This window comes from Winogradskyella thalassocola, from assembly GCF_900099995.1.
In the GTDB taxonomy this organism is placed as follows: Bacteria; Bacteroidota; Bacteroidia; order Flavobacteriales; family Flavobacteriaceae; genus Winogradskyella; species Winogradskyella thalassocola.
The window spans coordinates 146839-163842 of sequence record NZ_FNCZ01000006.1 but is presented as its reverse complement, the minus strand read 5'-3'; the positions used below and the strand labels follow the sequence as shown (position 1 = coordinate 163842).

The window sequence follows — 17004 nt, the reverse complement described above, 5'->3', positions numbered from 1 at the left end:
TGCTAACTCGTATTGCTTTAAAGGAATTTCCCTAGTTAAATGACAATAAAAATTTAATATCTGAACATAGATATTTTAAACAGGGTGCAAATTTAATAAAACTTTACGTTTCAGCAAACATAAAAGCTTACTTTTTTTAATGTTTAATTGTAATTTCTTTTTGAAGCATTTCAAATGCCTTGTTTGTCCCTCTTACAATTACTTTTTCGCGATGATTTCCAAAGTTAAAAACTTCAGAATACACCTTGTCTTTTGTGGCAATAGCAATCCATACAGTTCCCACTTCTGCATCTGAATCTCCTTTTTCTGGTCCTGCGTTACCTGTAGTGCTTATGGCATAATCCGTATCAAACATGGTTCTCACATTTTTTGCCATGGCTTCCACCACTTCTTTGCTAACCACAGAATGTATATTAATATCGCTTTTTGAAACCCCTAAGAGTTTCACTTTAGATTCTGTTGCGTACGTCACCACGCTTCCTTTAAAATAAGCTGAAGCTCCCGCATTTGCCGTTATTGATTTTGCAATTCGTCCACCTGTGCAACTTTCTGCAATGGCTAAAGATTTTTTCATTTCCGTTAATCGTTTACCAATTACGGCTTCAATAGACTCATCTTCCTCATAACCCACAAAGATATCTTCAATCTGTGGCAATAATAAATTGATTTGATTTTGGATTTCTCGGTCAACGATTAATTTTTCAGCAGCTTTTCCGGATAAACGCAAACGTACACGTCCCAAACTTGGTAGATACGCTAGTTTTATAAAAACAGGTAGATGATCTTCCCACTTTTCAATACGTTCAGCCAATGCACTTTCGCCTAAACCATAGGTTAAAATCGTTTTGTGCATTATATAAGGAAACTTAAATTTTGACCTTAACTTCGGAATAACTTGCTCCTTAATTAAATCTTTCATCTCGTAAGGCACACCTGGAAGTGACACAAACACTTTTCCGTTTCTCTCTAACCACATCCCTGGCGCGGTACCGTTATGATTCATAAGCACCTGAGCCTTAGACGGCACTAATGCTTGTTGCTTATTGACATCTAAAAGAGGTGCCGAACTATACTTTGAAAAAATTTGCTCAACATTGGCCAAGACAGCTTTATCTTCAACTAATGTATCATTAAAGTATTCGCAAATTGTGAGTTTGGTAATATCATCTTTGGTAGGCCCTAAACCCCCAGTAATAATAATGATATCTGCATTTTCTTCTGCTTCTTTTAAAGCTTTTAGAATATGAGTTTTATCGTCTTGAATTGAGGTAATCTGATAGATCGAAATACCGTATTTATTAAATTCCTTTCCTATAAATGCGGAATTTGTATCTACAATCTGACCAATGAGAATCTCATCACCAATGGTAATAATTTCTGCTTGCATTTATAAATTATTTAAAGTCCGAAATCGGCTTTAATTTCATTAACCGCATTATCTACCGCAGTTAAAACGGTAATAAGTTGTTGATCTACATTTTTGTCCTTCTGCTCCAACTTTCCCCAATCTTGAACTTCTATGAGTATATCTAAAACCCCTAATTCAAATAAATCAACTGTTGGTTTCATTTTATGAGCTGCTTGGTACACTTCCTTATAATCCTTTGCTGGTACCGCTGTTCTTAAACGTTCAGCATCTTCTGGTACTTCTTCTATAAAAGCGGCTGCTAAAGCTGCAACGAAATCTTCGTCTCCCTCAGCCATTTCTCGTACGCGATGTAATTTATAATGTTCTGACATTTATTTAATTTTAATTGAAAACATTTCTATGTCTTCAAGATATCCTTTTAATTGATCTTCTGCAAAAACTTTACCAACTCCCGCTGGTGTGCCCGTAAATATAATGTCTCCTATTTTTAAAGTAAAATATTTTGACACATATTCTATAAGTTCATCAATTTTCCAGAGCATTAGCTCCGTATTTCCATTCTGAACAATGGCATCATTCTTTTTTAAGCTGAAATTGATGTTATCTATATTTTGAAATTTAACTTTAGGCAACCATTTCCCAATTACCGCAGCTCCATCAAATGCCTTGGCTTTTTCCCAAGGCAAACCTTTAGCTTTTAATTGCGCTTGAAGGTCGCGTGCTGTAAAGTCTATTCCGAGTCCAATTTCATCATAATATTTATGTGCAAACTTTTTATCGATATACTTCCCTACTTTATTGATTTTCACTAAAACCTCTACTTCATAATGTACATCGTCTGAAAAATCTGGAATAAAGAATGGTTGTTTCTTCAGTAAAATCGAAGTATCCGGTTTTAAAAACACAACAGGATCTGTTGGTTTTTCGTTTTCTAACTCTTTTATGTGGTCGGTATAATTGCGACCTATACAGATTAGTTTCATTGGTTAGCTGTTGGTTTTTAGCTTTTGGCTGTTAGCTTAACTTATTATTAAATTGACTAAGCTTAATTGCCGTCAAAACCTTTTTAGTGTACAACGGAAAATCGGCATTCAACAACCAACCAAAATAGCCGGGTTCTTTATCCAAAACCTCCAAAACACGTTTCCCTTTATGTTTTCCAAATGAAAAACATTCTTCACCTTCTTTATTAAAGATTAGAAAACCTGCAAAATCGGCGAATTTTTTACGCGAACTGAACTCTGCTAAAAACTTAGTATCGTTTTCTAAATCTTCATAACGGTCTAATTGTGCTTTTAAAACTTCGTAAGTAGCCTTTGTATCTGCTTCTGCACTATGTGCATCACTTAAGTCTTTATCACAATAAAACTTATAAGCCGCCACTAAAGTACGCTGCTCCATTTTATGAAAAATAGTCTGCACATCTACAGATTGTGTATTCTTCATGTCAAAATCTACTTCTGCTCTTAGCATTTCTTCTGCCAACAACGGAATATCGAAACGATTAGAATTGAAACCACCTAAATCTGAGTCCTTAATTAGGTTGTAAATTTCCTTAGACAATTCTTTAAACGTTGGTTTGTCAGCAACATCTGCATCCGAAATACCATGAATTGCTGTTACCTCTGCAGGAATCGGCATCTCAGGATTTACAATCCACGTTTTAGACTCTTCCTTACCATCTGGATAAACTTTAAGAATCGAGATTTCTACGATTCTATCTTTTGAAATATTGATTCCTGTAGTTTCTAAATCGAAAAAACAAATAGGTTTTGTGAGATTGAGTTGCATTTGAAATTAATTTTTCACAAAGGTACTTAGATTCTTTAACAAAGCCCTAATAGGTAAGAAAAACCTACAATGCTCGTAAATAATGGTACTAAAGCTTAACCTCGTTTCTTTTGAAGATAAATAGATTAGCTTAAACCATCTACAATAAGTACAAAACGACAATAATAAATAAGTAATTAAAATAAATTTCATCCTTTTAATATTTTAACCGATATTTAAAGACTTTACCTAACTCTAATGCGAATTTTACTACTTCCCCTAACTTTCTTTTTATTACAAAGCAGCATTTATGCGCAAAAAAGTGATAATAATCCTGATGATTTTTCAAACTCACTCGAGGATAAAGTTGCAACCCATATTGATTCTATTAAAAGTTTAATGATGGCTGACTACTATAAAGAAGATTATAGTTCTGCTATTATTAAAGCCAGTAGCATAATAGAATATGCACAAGCCAACAAACGTCCTCAGAAAGTTGCTGAAATACGAAGTTACCTTTCAAATTCCTATTTGCGTTTAAATGATTCTGTAAAATCACTTGACTATGCTAAAAAAAATATTGAGCTCGGAAAAGAACTCAATGACCCTGATATTATATTAGGTTCACAAATTGATCTTGGAAATATATATTTGGCCTTTAATAAATTAGATGAAGCAGTTAAGTCATTTAAAACGGCATTACCACTTGCTAAAGAAAAAAATGATAAAACCCGTCTTTTTATTCTCAACTATAACATTGCAGAAATATACCTAGAATACTTAGAAGACTATAAAGGCTCAAAACCATATTTAGATGCTGCAGAAGAATATGCTCCAAAAACGTTTATAATTGGTCTTGCCGGAATAAACTTATTTAAAGCCCATTATGCTTTTCAAGAAAAAGATTATCAATTGGCTTCTATTTTTTATCAGCAAGCCATTGATTTAGCAAAAGAATCTAACCATACAGAAGTACTAAAAAAAGGTTACAATGGTTATACTGAATCCCTCGCCAAGAAAGGTAATTATAAGAAAGCCTACGAAATAGGTAAAATAAAAGATAGTCTCTCAATAGCGCAAAGTAAACTTGATGTTGAAAAATCAGCTAAGACACTTAAGACCAGTCTTGAAAACACAAAAAAACAAGAAGAACTAAAAATTGAAGCCCTTAGAAATGAATTAATAGTTGAAAAGTCAGAGACTCAGAGAAAATTATTAATCTTTAGTGCCATAGTCTCTTTTATACTCTTAAGCCTCTTGTTTTATCTTTTAAAAGTGACAAAAAACAGAAGGAAACTGAATAATGAATTAAAAATAAAAAATCAAGAATACCTTGAAGCGAAACTAGAATCTGAAAAATTAGCAGAAGCGAAATCTCGTTTTCTATCTACAATGAGTCATGAACTTCGTACGCCTCTATATGGAATTATAGGTTTAAGCACCGTGCTTAACAACGATATTAATCTAAAATCTCACAAAACCGAGCTGCAATCCCTGAAGTTTTCAGCAGATTATTTACTAAATCTGGTAAACGATGTACTGACCTTAAATAAGATGGATTCTGATGAAAAAATCAAATTCGAATCAAAAGCTTTTCATCTCAAAGATTTTTTAAATAATATTAAAGAATCATTAGAATACTTAACCAGACAAACTAATAATGATTTAGTTATAACTCTAAACCCTAATATTCCTAAATGGATAAATGGAGATCAAACTAAAATGTCTCAAGTCCTCATCAATTTATTGGGTAATGCATTAAAGTTTACAACCAACGGAAAAGTAGAACTTATTGTTAGTTTATTAGATATTAAAGAAAATAACTTAAAGCTTAAGTTTGAAGTTAAGGACAACGGCCAAGGAATTCCTATTGCTGACCAGCAAAAAATCTTTGAGGAATTTGGACAACTTAAACACGAAGGTGATTTTCAAGGCTCTGGCTTAGGACTTACTATCGTTCAAAAGTTACTCATAGACATGAATTCTAACATACAACTAGAAAGCGTTATTGAGGAAGGCTCAAATTTCTTTTTCGAAATAGCATTTGGAATTGCAAAAAAGGAGCACGCAAACAAAGATATTCAAGATACGGTTTCAATTGCTATGCTTCGAGGAAAAAAGATATTAGTTGTAGATGACAACAGAATTAACCTTATGGTGACTAAAAAGACATTGGAAAGTCACGATATTTTAGTAGAAGTTGCAACTAATGGTCAAGAAGGCATAGATAAAATTATGTTAACAGATTATGACATAGTGTTAATGGATGTTCACATGCCAATAATGGACGGTATAGAAGCCACTAAAAAAATCCGTAAACTCCAAAAAACGGTCATTGTTATTGCATTAACCGCTGTAACACAAGACGAACAAGATGACCGTTTTAAAAGTGCCCATTTTGATGATTCTATTGTAAAACCTTATAAGATCAACGAATTTATAAAGACACTTGCTGCAAATCTTGTTACAAAGCCTTTATAAGTTACATTATAAAAAACAAGTGCATTAGGCTAGTTAAAGAGTAAATGTTATTAAATAAAAAAAAGCACAGTTCTAAAACTGTGCTTTTTCTATAATTTAATTCTATATTTTCTATGTTACAAACAACAAAACTAGTGATACTAAGTAATAAAGAATTACAGAACAAACAGATATAAGAATAATACCTCCTATCCAATACAATATAACTTCGCCTACTTCAATAAGTTTCGCTTTTGTTTTATCATCAATTAGTTTTTTAGAATTCATTATATCTCTCTGTCCATATCCCAACCTTCTAAATAATCCTTAACCGCTTTTACAAACTGACCTCCAAGCGCTCCATTAACGACTCTGTGATCGTATGAATGAGACAAGTACATTTTAAAACGAATACCAATATAATCTCCATCTGGACCTTCAATAACTGCAGGTGTTTTTCTAATAGCTCCTAAAGCTAAAATACCTACTTGTGGCTGATTAATAATTGGTGTTCCCATGATGCTACCAAATGTACCAACATTAGTTACTGTATATGTTCCTCCTTGAATATCATCTGGATCTAATTTTCCTAAACGCGCTCTGTTAGCTAAATCATTAACACGTTTTACCATGCCAAATAAATTTAACTGATCAGCATTTTTAATGACAGGTACAATTAAATTACCATCTGGCAAGGCTGCTGCCATACCAACATTAATAGCTTTCTTTTTAATGATTTTATCTCCTTGAACAGAAATATTCATCATTGGAAAATCCTTTAATGCTTTAGTGATCGCCTCCATAAAGATTGGAGTAAACGTTAGGTTTTCACCTTCACGCTTCATAAAGTCATCTTTAACTTTCTTTCTCCAGTTCCAAATATTAGTGACATCAGCTTCTATAAACGACTGTACATGTGCAGATGTTTGTACCGAATCTACCATATATTTAGAAATGAGTTTCCCCATTCTAGTCATTTCAATAACCTCATCTCCTCCTGAAACTGAAATTGGCGTTTCAACAGGTTTCTCAGCTTTAGGTTTCTCAGGTGCTTTAGTCGGTACAGCTGGTGTTTCCACTTTTTGTTCAACCACAGGCTCTGCCTTTGGCGTTTCAACTGGTTGCTCAGCTGATATAGGACTTGGTGCAGAACTACGAGATTCTAAATACGCTTTAATATCGTTTTTAGTAACGCGCTCATCTTTACCAGTACCAGAAATAGTATCTAATTCGGCTTGAGAAATGCCTTCTTGTTTTGCTATATTTTTTACTAGTGGAGAATAAAAACGATCTTCAGTAGACACAACAGGTTCTACTGATGCTTTTGCAGCCACAACAGTTTGTGCTACTTCTGCAACTACTTTTGGAGCTACCGGTTCTGCAACAGGTTCAGGTTCTGAAGCAGTAGCTTTTACTTCTACCGTTCCACCACCTTCAGTTTCTATAACTGCAATAGTTTGTCCTACTTGTACAACATCATCAACGTTAAATAGTTTTTCAACTAAAACGCCATCTACTTCACTCGGGACTTCACTATCGACTTTATCTGTCGCAATCTCTAAAACAGCTTCATCTGCTTCAATTGTATCTCCAACATCTTTAAGCCATGAGGTTATGGTTGCTTCCGCAACACTTTCTCCCATTTTAGGTAACTTAAGTTCAAACTTTGCCATATCTATAATTTGTAGGTCGTTATTTCCTAATCGCGTGCAAAATTACTAAAAAAATCGCTGTTTTACTGATTTTTATTCAATAAATAGTTCTTAAAAATGTCGCACTTCACCTCTATTCGTAGCACTATCGCTTCCGAGGATAAATTTACTGTTTTTTAAAAGAAATCTAAAAACAATATTTTCTTGCTTCGATTTTTCTTTCATATCGGCAATTACAGCCGAAGCTTTCAGCATATTAAAATCGTATACAAGCATGCTATTATGCTCAACTTCAAGTTGTATTGCTGTTTCAATTTGAATTGGTATTGGTAATTGTTCAAGTAAAGCATTATCAAAATCCGATGAATATAAATAAGAGGTATTCAACTTTACCGCTACCTCAACAGGATGCTTTCGCATAAAATGCGCCATTTTAATACCTAACCAAACTACAGCATTAAATAATAGATTCTGTTTAAAATGCTTTTTATAAAAAATCTGCATGGCTCCGTAAAACCGTTTCGCGTACTTAGAATCTTTTAATGTGCTTTCTCCTTTAAAGTGAACCACTGTTGTTTCCCCAAAATAGAAGTTATCATAGCCGGCTTTAACTACTTTATAAGACAAATCAATATCTTCTCCGTACATAAAATAGTCTTCATCAAAACCACCAACAGCGTCGTATACCTCTTTTTTTAGCCACATAAAAGCTCCGACTAAAATATCTACTTTACCTGTCTCTTTAATATTGACATGATTAGCGTAATAATCATTACTACTCCCTAATACTTTCTTTAAGGATACTTTTGGTGTTGGCACATTACGCTTACTTTCTGGTAGAAAATTACCTTTACCATCTATAAGTTGACAGCCTACAATTCCAAGATTATCTTTACCGTCAGTAAAATTGATAAGTTTTGTGAACGTATCTTCTGCAACCACAGTATCTGGATTAAGAATACATAAATACTCTCCTTTAGCCTGAACGACTCCTATATTGTTTCCCTTTGAAAACCCTGAATTATCTTTATTCTCAATCAATTTTACAGAAGGAAATAGTTCCTTCACCATAGCACAACTATCATCAGGAGAGTTGTTATCTATCACTATAATTTCAGCATCAATATGAGCCACAGCAGCTTCCACACTTTTTAGACATAATTCTAAAAAGTAGCGTACATTATAGTTTAATATGATGACAGATAATTTCAATATATTATTAAGATTTTAAGGATGCTTCAAAGGGCACACGATCAATAATACTCCGTCCTAATGTAATTTCGTCCGTATATTCTAATTCGTTACCAGCAGCCACACCTCTTGCAATAGTGGATGTTGCCACATTATAATCTTGAATTTGCCTGAAGATATAAAAGTTAGTCGTATCTCCTTCCATCGTTGGACTCATAGCAAAAATTAATTCTTTTACTTCTCCTGTTTTCACTTTTTCGACTAAAGTTGTAATATTTAAATCTTGAGGACCAATACCATCCATTGGAGATATTTTTCCTCCTAAAACATGATACAGACCTTTAAATGAGCTTGTATTTTCTACAGCCATAACATCTCTAATATCTTCAACAACACAAATTAATTCACTATTACGTTTTGGGTTTGAACATATTTCGCACAACACCGTATCGCTTATATTATGACACGATTTACAAAAATTAATTTCTGCTCTCACCTTCGTTAACGCATTAGCTAATTGAAAGGTTTGATTTTCTGGTTGTCGTAACATATGTAACACTAAACGTAAAGCCGTACGCTTACCAATACCTGGTAATTGCGACATTTCGTTAACTGCGTTTTCTAAGAGTTTTGATGAAAATTCCATAGGCGCGAAGGTAAAGATTTTTGAACATAAAAAAGGGGTTGTTTTAAAAGTCTATTTAAAGTTAAATCCTGAATATCTAAATAAGTTTTTCATAATTATTTCTACTTTAACGCAGTCCTTTTTTTCAAATACACTATTTTTCGTAAATATTATTAAAACTTATACATCATGTCTCCAACAGCAATACTATTATTAATTGTATGTTATTTTGGATTGCTAATTTTAATCTCTTATTTCACCGGAAAAGAAGATTCTAATGCCGCTTTTTTTAAGGCTAACAAATCTGCTCCATGGTATTTGGTCGCTTTTGGAATGATTGGAGCTTCATTGTCTGGGGTGACTTTTATCTCGGTTCCTGGTGCTATTGAAGCCAAACAATTTGGATATCTGCAGGTTGTTTTTGGTTACTTTTTTGGGTATTTGATAATTGCTTATGTGCTATTACCACTCTATTATAGACTGAACCTCACCTCTATTTATACCTATTTAAAAGACCGTTTTGGTATTGTCAGTTATAAAACAGGATCTATCGCGTTTTTGATTTCTAGAACTGTTGGTGCGTCGTTTCGTTTATTTTTAGTTGCTAAAGTTCTTCAACTTTTAGTTTTTGATCTCTTTGATATTCCATTCGCGATTACAGTAATAATTACCATTGCCTTAATTTGGCTTTACACCTTTAGAGGAGGTATAAAAACTATTATTTTCACAGACACACTTCAGACGTTATTTATGTTAGTTTCTGTAGTGGTAACAATTGTGTTTTTGGCATCGGCATTAGATTTAAATAGCATTGGAGACGTTATCACTTATACCAAAGAAAGCAACCTTAGCAAAGTCTTCTTCTTTGAAGATGGTAACGATTCTCAATATTTTTGGAAGAGCTTTTTATCTGGAATTTTTATCACCATCACCATGACTGGTTTAGACCAAGATATGATGCAAAAAAACTTAACCTGTCGTAATTTAAGAGACGCTCAGAAGAACATGGTAACCTTTAGTATTGTTTTAGTCTTTGTAAATATTCTTTTCCTTGTCCTTGGTTTGATGTTAACACAGTACGCGGCTAAAAACGGAATTACAGCGTCTAAAGATGATCTGTTCCCTACAATTGCAATGCTTCCTGAAATAGGAATTGTAACCTCAGCGTTCTTTTTACTCGGCTTAATTGCGGCTGCCTATTCTAGCGCAGACTCTGCTTTAACATCACTAACTACATCATTTTGTTTCGATATTTTAGATATTGAAAACAAACCCGAAGCCAAACGAAGAGGTTTAAGAAAACGTGTTCATATTGGCTTTAGTGCTGTACTTGTTCTGGTCATCTTATTATTCGATATCATTTTTACAGATGTCTCTGTAATTTGGGAACTCTTTAAAGCAGCAGGTTATACCTACGGACCATTATTAGGATTATTTGCTTTTGGATTAATTACCAAATTCCAAATTAAAGATAGATTAGTGTGGATTATCGCTATTGCGGCTCCACTCCTTTCGTATATCTTAAATCTATATTCTAAAGAATTATTTAATGGCCATGAAATCGGATTCGAGATATTAATCTACAATGGTCTATTAATGTTTCTAGGTTTACTTCTTATTAAAAAGAAGGCTTAATATTGTCCGGTGCTCAGTAATACTAGCGTACAGGCCACTTCATAATCAATATTATGCTGTTCTAAAATATTGTAAAACTCTGGGTTTTCTGTTCCCGGATTAAAAATGATGCGTTCAGGTTTTAAACCAATAATGTAATCGTAATACGGCTTTTGACGTTGCGGATTAAGATACAATGTCACGGTATCTATTCCATTATATGGCATTAACTCTGTATCAATAGATACATCTTCAACTTTTCCTGTTTTTAATCCAAAGGCTTTCACTTCATGATTATAACGTCTTAATCGTTTTATGGCAATGTTAGAATAGCGCTCTGGCTTTAGAGATGCTCCGATAACTAATGTTGTTTTATTCATAATGTTAAAATAATGTTAAGTAAACTTTTTAGAGTAACACAACCTAAATATAGTCGTCTATTGTTAAACAAACTGTTAAATCAATCAAAAAAATTAACCAAAATTTCAATCAAAATGAAGCATTTCTTACTAATGCTTGTAATGATCTCATCAACCATTATAAGTGCACAACCCAACTCCAATTCTGATATTAAAGACGGTTCTGTTTCAGGACGCGTTATAGATGCAGAATTAAACGAACCCTTACCTTATGTAAATATCGTCATTAAAGATATGGCGAATAAAATTATTACTGGAGGTATAACTAGTGACGATGGCACCTTTGAAATTCAAAATATTCCGGAAGGAAAAGTTATCGTTTCTATTCAATTTGTAGGTTTTAAAACCATTGACAAAAACATAACTATTGGCAAAGGCAACTACAAACCCAACCTTGGGGATATTAAGCTTGAAGAAGAATCCACCGGTTTAGATGAAGTAACGATTGTTGCAGATGTGTCTACAATTCAACAACGCGTCGATAGAAAAGTCATTACTATAGGTAAAGATTTACAAACTGCTGGCGCAACGGCAAGTGAAATTATGAACAACTTACCTTCTGTAAGCGTCGATCAACAGACTGGTTCTGTAAGTTTACGTGGTAACCAAAATGTACGAGTTATGGTCGATGGAAAGTTATCTAACATTCCTGCGGATCAATTACTAAAACAGATTCCTTCAACTTCAATTAAAAGTATTGAATTGATCACCAATCCTTCTGCAAAATACAATCCTGAAGGTATGAGTGGTATTATTAATATTATACTTCATAAAAACACACAAATCGGTTTTAATGGTAATATTAATTTTGGTTTATCGCACGAAATTGAAGCAAAATTTAATAGCTCAATTAATGCGAATTATAGAAATGGAAAATTAAATGTTTACGGTTCTTATAGTAATAGTATTGCTAAAAACGCGAATAATGGAGCGTTTAACAGGACTGAGCAAGGGATTGAACAAAACTTTGACATTTTAAACAATAACAAATCGCATTTGTTTAAAGTTGGAGTCGATTATTATTTAAATGATAAGAATACCATTTCGGTTTTCACCAACCAAAATATTTTTGATAATTGGAATACTGCAGATTCTAAAATCAATTACCTCTCTAATCCGTCATTAAATGAATCGCAATTTACAAACGGAGGTAGTGATAATGATTCGCAACAATATAATGTAAATTATAAGCACGATTTTAACGAAGAAGGCCATAGTATAGAACTTGAAGCAGATTACAATACTTTTGAAGGCTCTAATGAAGTAAATAATATCTTCTACAGTTCTCAACGTCCTAACTTTTTAGAAGATACAGACACAGAACGTACAAATACCACTTTAAATTTAGATTATGTAAATCCATTATCGGAAACCACTAAATTAGAATTAGGATTGCAAGCGCGTTTATTTGATACGAGTCTTTTTTATGAATCTGATGCACGAGAAACCAACCAAGACGGTGACTATATTCCGACAACCACACGTTTTGATTATACTAGAGATATTTATTCTGCTTATGCAACTTATGGTGCTAAATTAGAAAAATGGAGCTACCAAATTGGTTTAAGAGCAGAAACCGTAAATGTAGATTCTGAAGCTTTCAAAAAAGATTTAGCCTCTAACGACGAACTTATAATTCCTTTTGAAAACAATTATTTTGAATTGTATCCATCAGCATTTTTTACCTATTCTCCTACAGATAAAAACTCTTATCAATTAAGTTATAGCAGAAGAATAGATCGTCCTGGTATTGGACAAGTAAATCCATTACCAGAATGGAATACCCCTTTAATTTCACAATTTGGAAATCAAGAATTAAGACCTCAGTTTACGAATTCTATTGAAATGAATTACACTAGACAGCTTAAAAAAGGAAGCATTACCGGTGGTGTTTTTTACAGAATTATTGAAGACGAAATACAACAAGCCGTTTTAATAGACCGAGCAGATATCAATCGTTTAATTTTAACGAATTTGAATTTTGATAACACCACATCTTACGGTGTAGAAGTATCATCAAATTACCGCCCAACAAAATGGTGGAGTGTTAATGCTAGTTTTGATTTGTACTCACAATCTCAAAAAAGTATTGCAGAATCCTTTGATACGGATTTGAATATCATCTTAAACACTATTGAAGTAGATAACATCGCTTGGAGTGCAAGAGCTTTCAACAGCTTTAAAGTCGATGAAAGTTTGAGTCTTTCTATTTTCGGAATGTATAGAGGGAAAAACAAAAATATTCAATTTGAAATGAGCGATATGCTCATGGTTAATTTAGGCCTTAATTATAGTTTCATGGAAAAGAGAGCTAATTTCAGCTTAAGTTACAATGATATTTTTAATACTATGTATGCCGAATTCACGAGCGAAAGACCGTATGCACAAACCGGACGATTTAATTGGGAAAGTCAACAAATATCAGCACGCTTGTCTTACCGTTTTGGTGGAGGAAAATACAGAGCAAAATCTCGTAAACAGAGAGACAACGATGTAAAAGAAGGTGGAGGCATGTTCTAAAATAAATATTTAATAGTTGAGAAAAATGTTGATGGTTAGTGTTAGTACTTAACTATTAAATATAGAAAACCCGAAACGCAAATTTCGGGTTTTTGTTAAATACACGTTAAAAGTAGAAACCTGTGAAATATAATAGGACTTTTTACGTCTAGTGTAGTATAAGTTTTAAGTAATAGTAATTATAAATTAATTTTTATAATAGTGTTAGTTAAGTTGGTTAATAGCTGAAAAGCCCAGACAAATTTTTGTTTGGGCTTTTTTAGTTTTAAAGTTTGTTAAATATAATTATCGCTAATTATTAAATAACCTATTTATGAGATTCTCTTCTGTCAAACTCATTATCTATAAAAACCAGTATATGTGACATCCTTAACACATCGTAGCTGCCATTTATTTCTTGAATATAATACCAATTCTCATTGTCTTTTTTTTCAGGATATCCCCAATCTATTCGGACAAATTCTGGTTGACTCTCTTTTACAATTTCAATATTGGTATGAGGTTCGATATTATCAATCCATTTTATGGTTTCATTGTAATAATTTTTACAACCAATTACAAAAAGTGTAAAGCAAAAAAATAAAATTACTTTAAAAAAATTGCTAACGTACCTCATTCTTCTTGTACAAATACTCTAAAGTAAAAACCATTTACTTCGGGTTACTTAAATAAACGTTCCCATCTTTCATCACAAATACTATCTGTTCTATTGTGTTTATAAAATCGGTAGTTATATGTCCTTTGATCGCAATAATATCCGCTTTTGCACCAGACTTAAGGACTCCTATTTCATTTTGCTTATTTAAATTTAGCGCAGAGATATAAGTCGCCGATTGTAAAATATCTAAAGGCTTCATTCCTGCTTCAAAATACACACGAAACATATCTCTTGACGATTCACCTCGAGTACCTCTGATATCTGTATAATTATCAGAACCTGCTACAATTGTCACCCCTTTTTGAATCGCTCTATTGAGTCTCTTAGTCATTCTATCTAAATAATTATCTATCCAACCTAAATCATTGCTGTCATAACCCGCAAGTTTACCATACGTGTTCATATAGGTTCTACTGTTTTCGGTTGGTACCAAGAATACCTTTTTCTTAGCCATTAAGGTTAATGTAGAATCTGCTAATTTAAATCCATGCTCAATGCCATCTACACCTGCTTGTATGGCATTCCATGCAGATTGATTTGTAATTGAATGCGCTACAACAGAAAGAGTGTACGTTTTGGCAGTTTCTACAATAGCTTTCATCTCTGCAATAGATAAATGTGTATTATTGGGGATATTATCTGCACAAATCTTAATAACATCTACTTTTTGATTCACGTGTTCTCTAACCGCAATTTTAGCATCTTCTACTCCATTTATAATACGGTATTCTAAATCTATAAGGTTTTGATGTTTTGGAGATACACCATAAACTTGACCACCTGTAGCAGCCATAATTGGTCCTGACGCAAAAATACGTGGGCCATCAATAGTCCCTTCATTAATGGCATCACGCAACGCTACATCTAGAAAAAGTCCTGAATTACCAAGATCTTTCACACTTGTAATTCCAACATCCAAATAAGATTTCGCGCGTTTTGAACCTCTAAGTGTTCTTATGGCATCACTTTCCATAGTGAGCGAATGAATGCTATGTTCTGAAAAATCTTCGCTTGCATCTTGAGAAAAAAGCACATGTGTATGCGCGTCTATTAAACCAGGAAGTACAGTATATTCAGTTAAATCTATAATTTCGGCATTCTCGGGAATGGAATTAAAAGCACCAATAGATATGATTGTATTGCCTTTAACATGAATGACTTTATTCTTTAGTAATGCATTTTGTTCGCTGTCGTATAAAAGTCCGGCTTTAATATAAGTGTCATTCTGTTGCGCGAATGCACTTTCTGATAAGCACAAAATAAATAGTAGAAAAACGAATAGTTTGTGCATGGTGCGTATGGTTTAGTTACTGTAATTAATCATATAGTTATTCTTTTGAGCATATGAAAAATCATTCTTACTATTCTATAATATACTCTTCAAGTAAGCTTTATAATTATCACCGAAATCTAGATTATCAAAATCTAAATACGTGATTCCAAAGGTTAAAAATAATATGGCAATGAATCCGACTAATCCTAGGCTGTTTTTCATCGTTGATGCAATGTTTATTTGATAATAAATTGGGTAGGTTAGTTCAAAGAACTCAATAAACTGCATGAGATCCCTTTTTTCAAAGGGATTTGTTTACCACTTAATTATCACACTTCCCCAAGTAAATCCACTACCAAAAGCAGCTAAAACAACGGTATCTCCTTCTTTTATTTTACCTTCTTCCCAAGCCTCAGTTAATGCAATGGGGATAGAGGCTGCAGTTGTATTTCCGTATTTCTGTATATTATTAAATACTTGGTCATCGTTCAACTTAAACTTGCGCTGTATAAATTGTGAAATACGAAGATTTGCTTGGTGAGGAACCAACATATCAATGTCTTCAACTTTCAAGTTGTTTTTCATTAGGCCTTCCATAATGACTTCGCTAAAACGAACCACTGCATTTTTAAATACAAATTGGCCATTCATGTGCGGAAAATAACTTTCGTCATTAGGATCGTTATCTTCTAAAATATCACTGACCCAACGCTTCCCCATTCCTGGTGCAATTAAGACTAATTCTTCTGCATGTTCTCCTTGCGAATGTAAATGTGTCGATAAAATTCCTTTTGAGTTATCATCTTCTCTAGTTAAAATGGCAGCCCCTGCTCCATCACCAAAAATCACAGAAACTCCACGACCTCTAGTCGTTTTATCTAAACCAAAAGAATGCAATTCACTACCTATGACTAGGATGTTTTTATACATTCCTGTTTTAATAAAATTATCGGCTACAGACATGGCATATACAAAACCAGAACATTGATTACGCACATCTAGCGCTCCAACCGTTTTAATATCTAAAGCATGTTGTACTTGTACCCCTGGACCAGGAAAATACATATCAGGACTCAAGGTTGCAAAAATAATAAAGTCGATGTCATCTTTATCAATACCTGCACGTTCAATAGCAGTTTTAGCAGCTTTCACTCCCATGGTTGCTGTAGTATCTCCACTACCCTTTTTTACCCAACGACGCTCTTTTATACCTGTGCGTTCTTGGATCCATTCGTCATTAGTATCCATGAGTTTAGATAAATCATCATTGGTTACAACATTGTCTGGCACATATTTACCTAAGCCTATTATTTTTGAATTGTACATCGAAAATTTATTTTCGTTTCCGAGACCTCGGAAAACTTATTATTTAGTTCAGCAATTTAAGATATAAGATACAATTTATTTTTATTAGAATTTACATTCGTTATGCACGCATAGTATAATCTGTAAT

Annotated in this window: 15 protein-coding genes; 3 read left to right on the top strand and 12 right to left on the bottom strand. The window is 33.3% G+C overall.

The genetic code is table 11. From position 1 onward, the window contains the following. Positions 1 to 136: 136 nt before the first annotated feature. The 4 genes from BLT80_RS14350 to BLT80_RS14335 are packed head-to-tail and all read right to left on the bottom strand — an operon-like array spanning position 137 to position 3160. Complete coding sequence (locus BLT80_RS14350) at positions 137 to 1387, bottom strand: competence/damage-inducible protein A (RefSeq protein WP_092469164.1); 1251 nt, start codon at positions 1385 to 1387, stop codon at positions 137 to 139. 11 nt (positions 1388 to 1398) lie between these two features. Continuing rightward, positions 1399 to 1740, bottom strand: coding sequence for an Hpt domain-containing protein (locus tag BLT80_RS14345; protein WP_092469162.1), 342 nt, complete (start codon positions 1738 to 1740; stop codon positions 1399 to 1401). Then, a complete protein-coding gene (locus BLT80_RS14340; RefSeq protein WP_092469160.1) occupies positions 1741 to 2352 on the bottom strand; it encodes a fumarylacetoacetate hydrolase family protein in 612 nt (203 codons plus the stop codon). A gap of 31 nt (positions 2353 to 2383) precedes the next feature. Beyond that, positions 2384 to 3160 carry a 3'-5' exonuclease gene (locus tag BLT80_RS14335; protein WP_092469157.1) on the bottom strand — a complete coding sequence of 259 codons (777 nt, stop codon included), beginning with the start codon at positions 3158 to 3160 and terminating at the stop codon, positions 2384 to 2386. 237 nt (positions 3161 to 3397) lie between these two features. Between BLT80_RS14335 and BLT80_RS14330 the strand changes: the two genes are divergently transcribed. Beyond that, entirely contained in the window at positions 3398 to 5620 is a 2223-nt protein-coding gene (locus BLT80_RS14330; RefSeq protein ID WP_092469155.1) for a tetratricopeptide repeat-containing hybrid sensor histidine kinase/response regulator, read from the top strand. Positions 5621 to 5886: 266 nt separating this feature from the next. On the opposite strand, the gene BLT80_RS14325 is transcribed toward BLT80_RS14330, so the two are convergent. The 3 genes from BLT80_RS14325 to recR all read right to left on the bottom strand — a co-directional run bounded on the left by BLT80_RS14325 (position 5887) and on the right by recR (position 9088). Further along, positions 5887 to 7272, bottom strand: a complete 1386-nt coding sequence (locus tag BLT80_RS14325; protein WP_092469153.1) for a dihydrolipoamide acetyltransferase family protein — start codon at positions 7270 to 7272, stop codon at positions 5887 to 5889. A 90-nt stretch (positions 7273 to 7362) separates the two neighbouring features. Next, positions 7363 to 8463 carry a glycosyltransferase family 2 protein gene (locus BLT80_RS14320; protein WP_092469151.1) on the bottom strand — a complete coding sequence of 367 codons (1101 nt, stop codon included), beginning with the start codon at positions 8461 to 8463 and terminating at the stop codon, positions 7363 to 7365. A 7-nt stretch (positions 8464 to 8470) separates the two neighbouring features. Then, positions 8471 to 9088 carry a recombination mediator RecR gene (gene recR, locus BLT80_RS14315; RefSeq protein ID WP_092469149.1) on the bottom strand — a complete coding sequence of 206 codons (618 nt, stop codon included), beginning with the start codon at positions 9086 to 9088 and terminating at the stop codon, positions 8471 to 8473. A 168-nt stretch (positions 9089 to 9256) separates the two neighbouring features. On the opposite strand from recR, the gene BLT80_RS14310 reads away from it, so the two are divergent. Further along, entirely contained in the window at positions 9257 to 10702 is a 1446-nt protein-coding gene (locus tag BLT80_RS14310) for a sodium:solute symporter (RefSeq protein WP_092469146.1), read from the top strand. On the opposite strand, the gene BLT80_RS14305 is transcribed toward BLT80_RS14310, so the two are convergent. Further along, positions 10699 to 11061: a CoA-binding protein gene (locus tag BLT80_RS14305; protein WP_092469144.1), complete on the bottom strand. Its 363-nt coding sequence runs from the start codon at positions 11059 to 11061 to the stop codon at positions 10699 to 10701. The genes BLT80_RS14310 and BLT80_RS14305 overlap by 4 nt on opposite strands. 114 nt (positions 11062 to 11175) lie before the next feature. Between BLT80_RS14305 and BLT80_RS14300 the strand changes: the two genes are divergently transcribed. Then, positions 11176 to 13620: a TonB-dependent receptor gene (locus tag BLT80_RS14300; protein WP_092469277.1), complete on the top strand. Its 2445-nt coding sequence runs from the start codon at positions 11176 to 11178 to the stop codon at positions 13618 to 13620. A 307-nt stretch (positions 13621 to 13927) separates the two neighbouring features. On the opposite strand, the gene BLT80_RS14295 is transcribed toward BLT80_RS14300, so the two are convergent. The 4 genes from BLT80_RS14295 to BLT80_RS14280 form a co-directional block, all read right to left on the bottom strand. Then, positions 13928 to 14236, bottom strand: a complete 309-nt coding sequence (locus BLT80_RS14295) for a hypothetical protein (RefSeq protein WP_092469142.1) — start codon at positions 14234 to 14236, stop codon at positions 13928 to 13930. 34 nt (positions 14237 to 14270) lie between these two features. Continuing rightward, complete coding sequence (locus BLT80_RS14290) at positions 14271 to 15569, bottom strand: amidohydrolase family protein (protein ID WP_092469140.1); 1299 nt, start codon at positions 15567 to 15569, stop codon at positions 14271 to 14273. 75 nt (positions 15570 to 15644) lie between these two features. Then, entirely contained in the window at positions 15645 to 15773 is a 129-nt protein-coding gene (locus tag BLT80_RS20415) for a hypothetical protein (protein ID WP_262508036.1), read from the bottom strand. 93 nt (positions 15774 to 15866) lie between these two features. Further along, complete coding sequence (locus tag BLT80_RS14280) at positions 15867 to 16877, bottom strand: 3-oxoacyl-ACP synthase III family protein (RefSeq protein ID WP_092469135.1); 1011 nt, start codon at positions 16875 to 16877, stop codon at positions 15867 to 15869. Positions 16878 to 17004 lie beyond the last annotated feature (127 nt).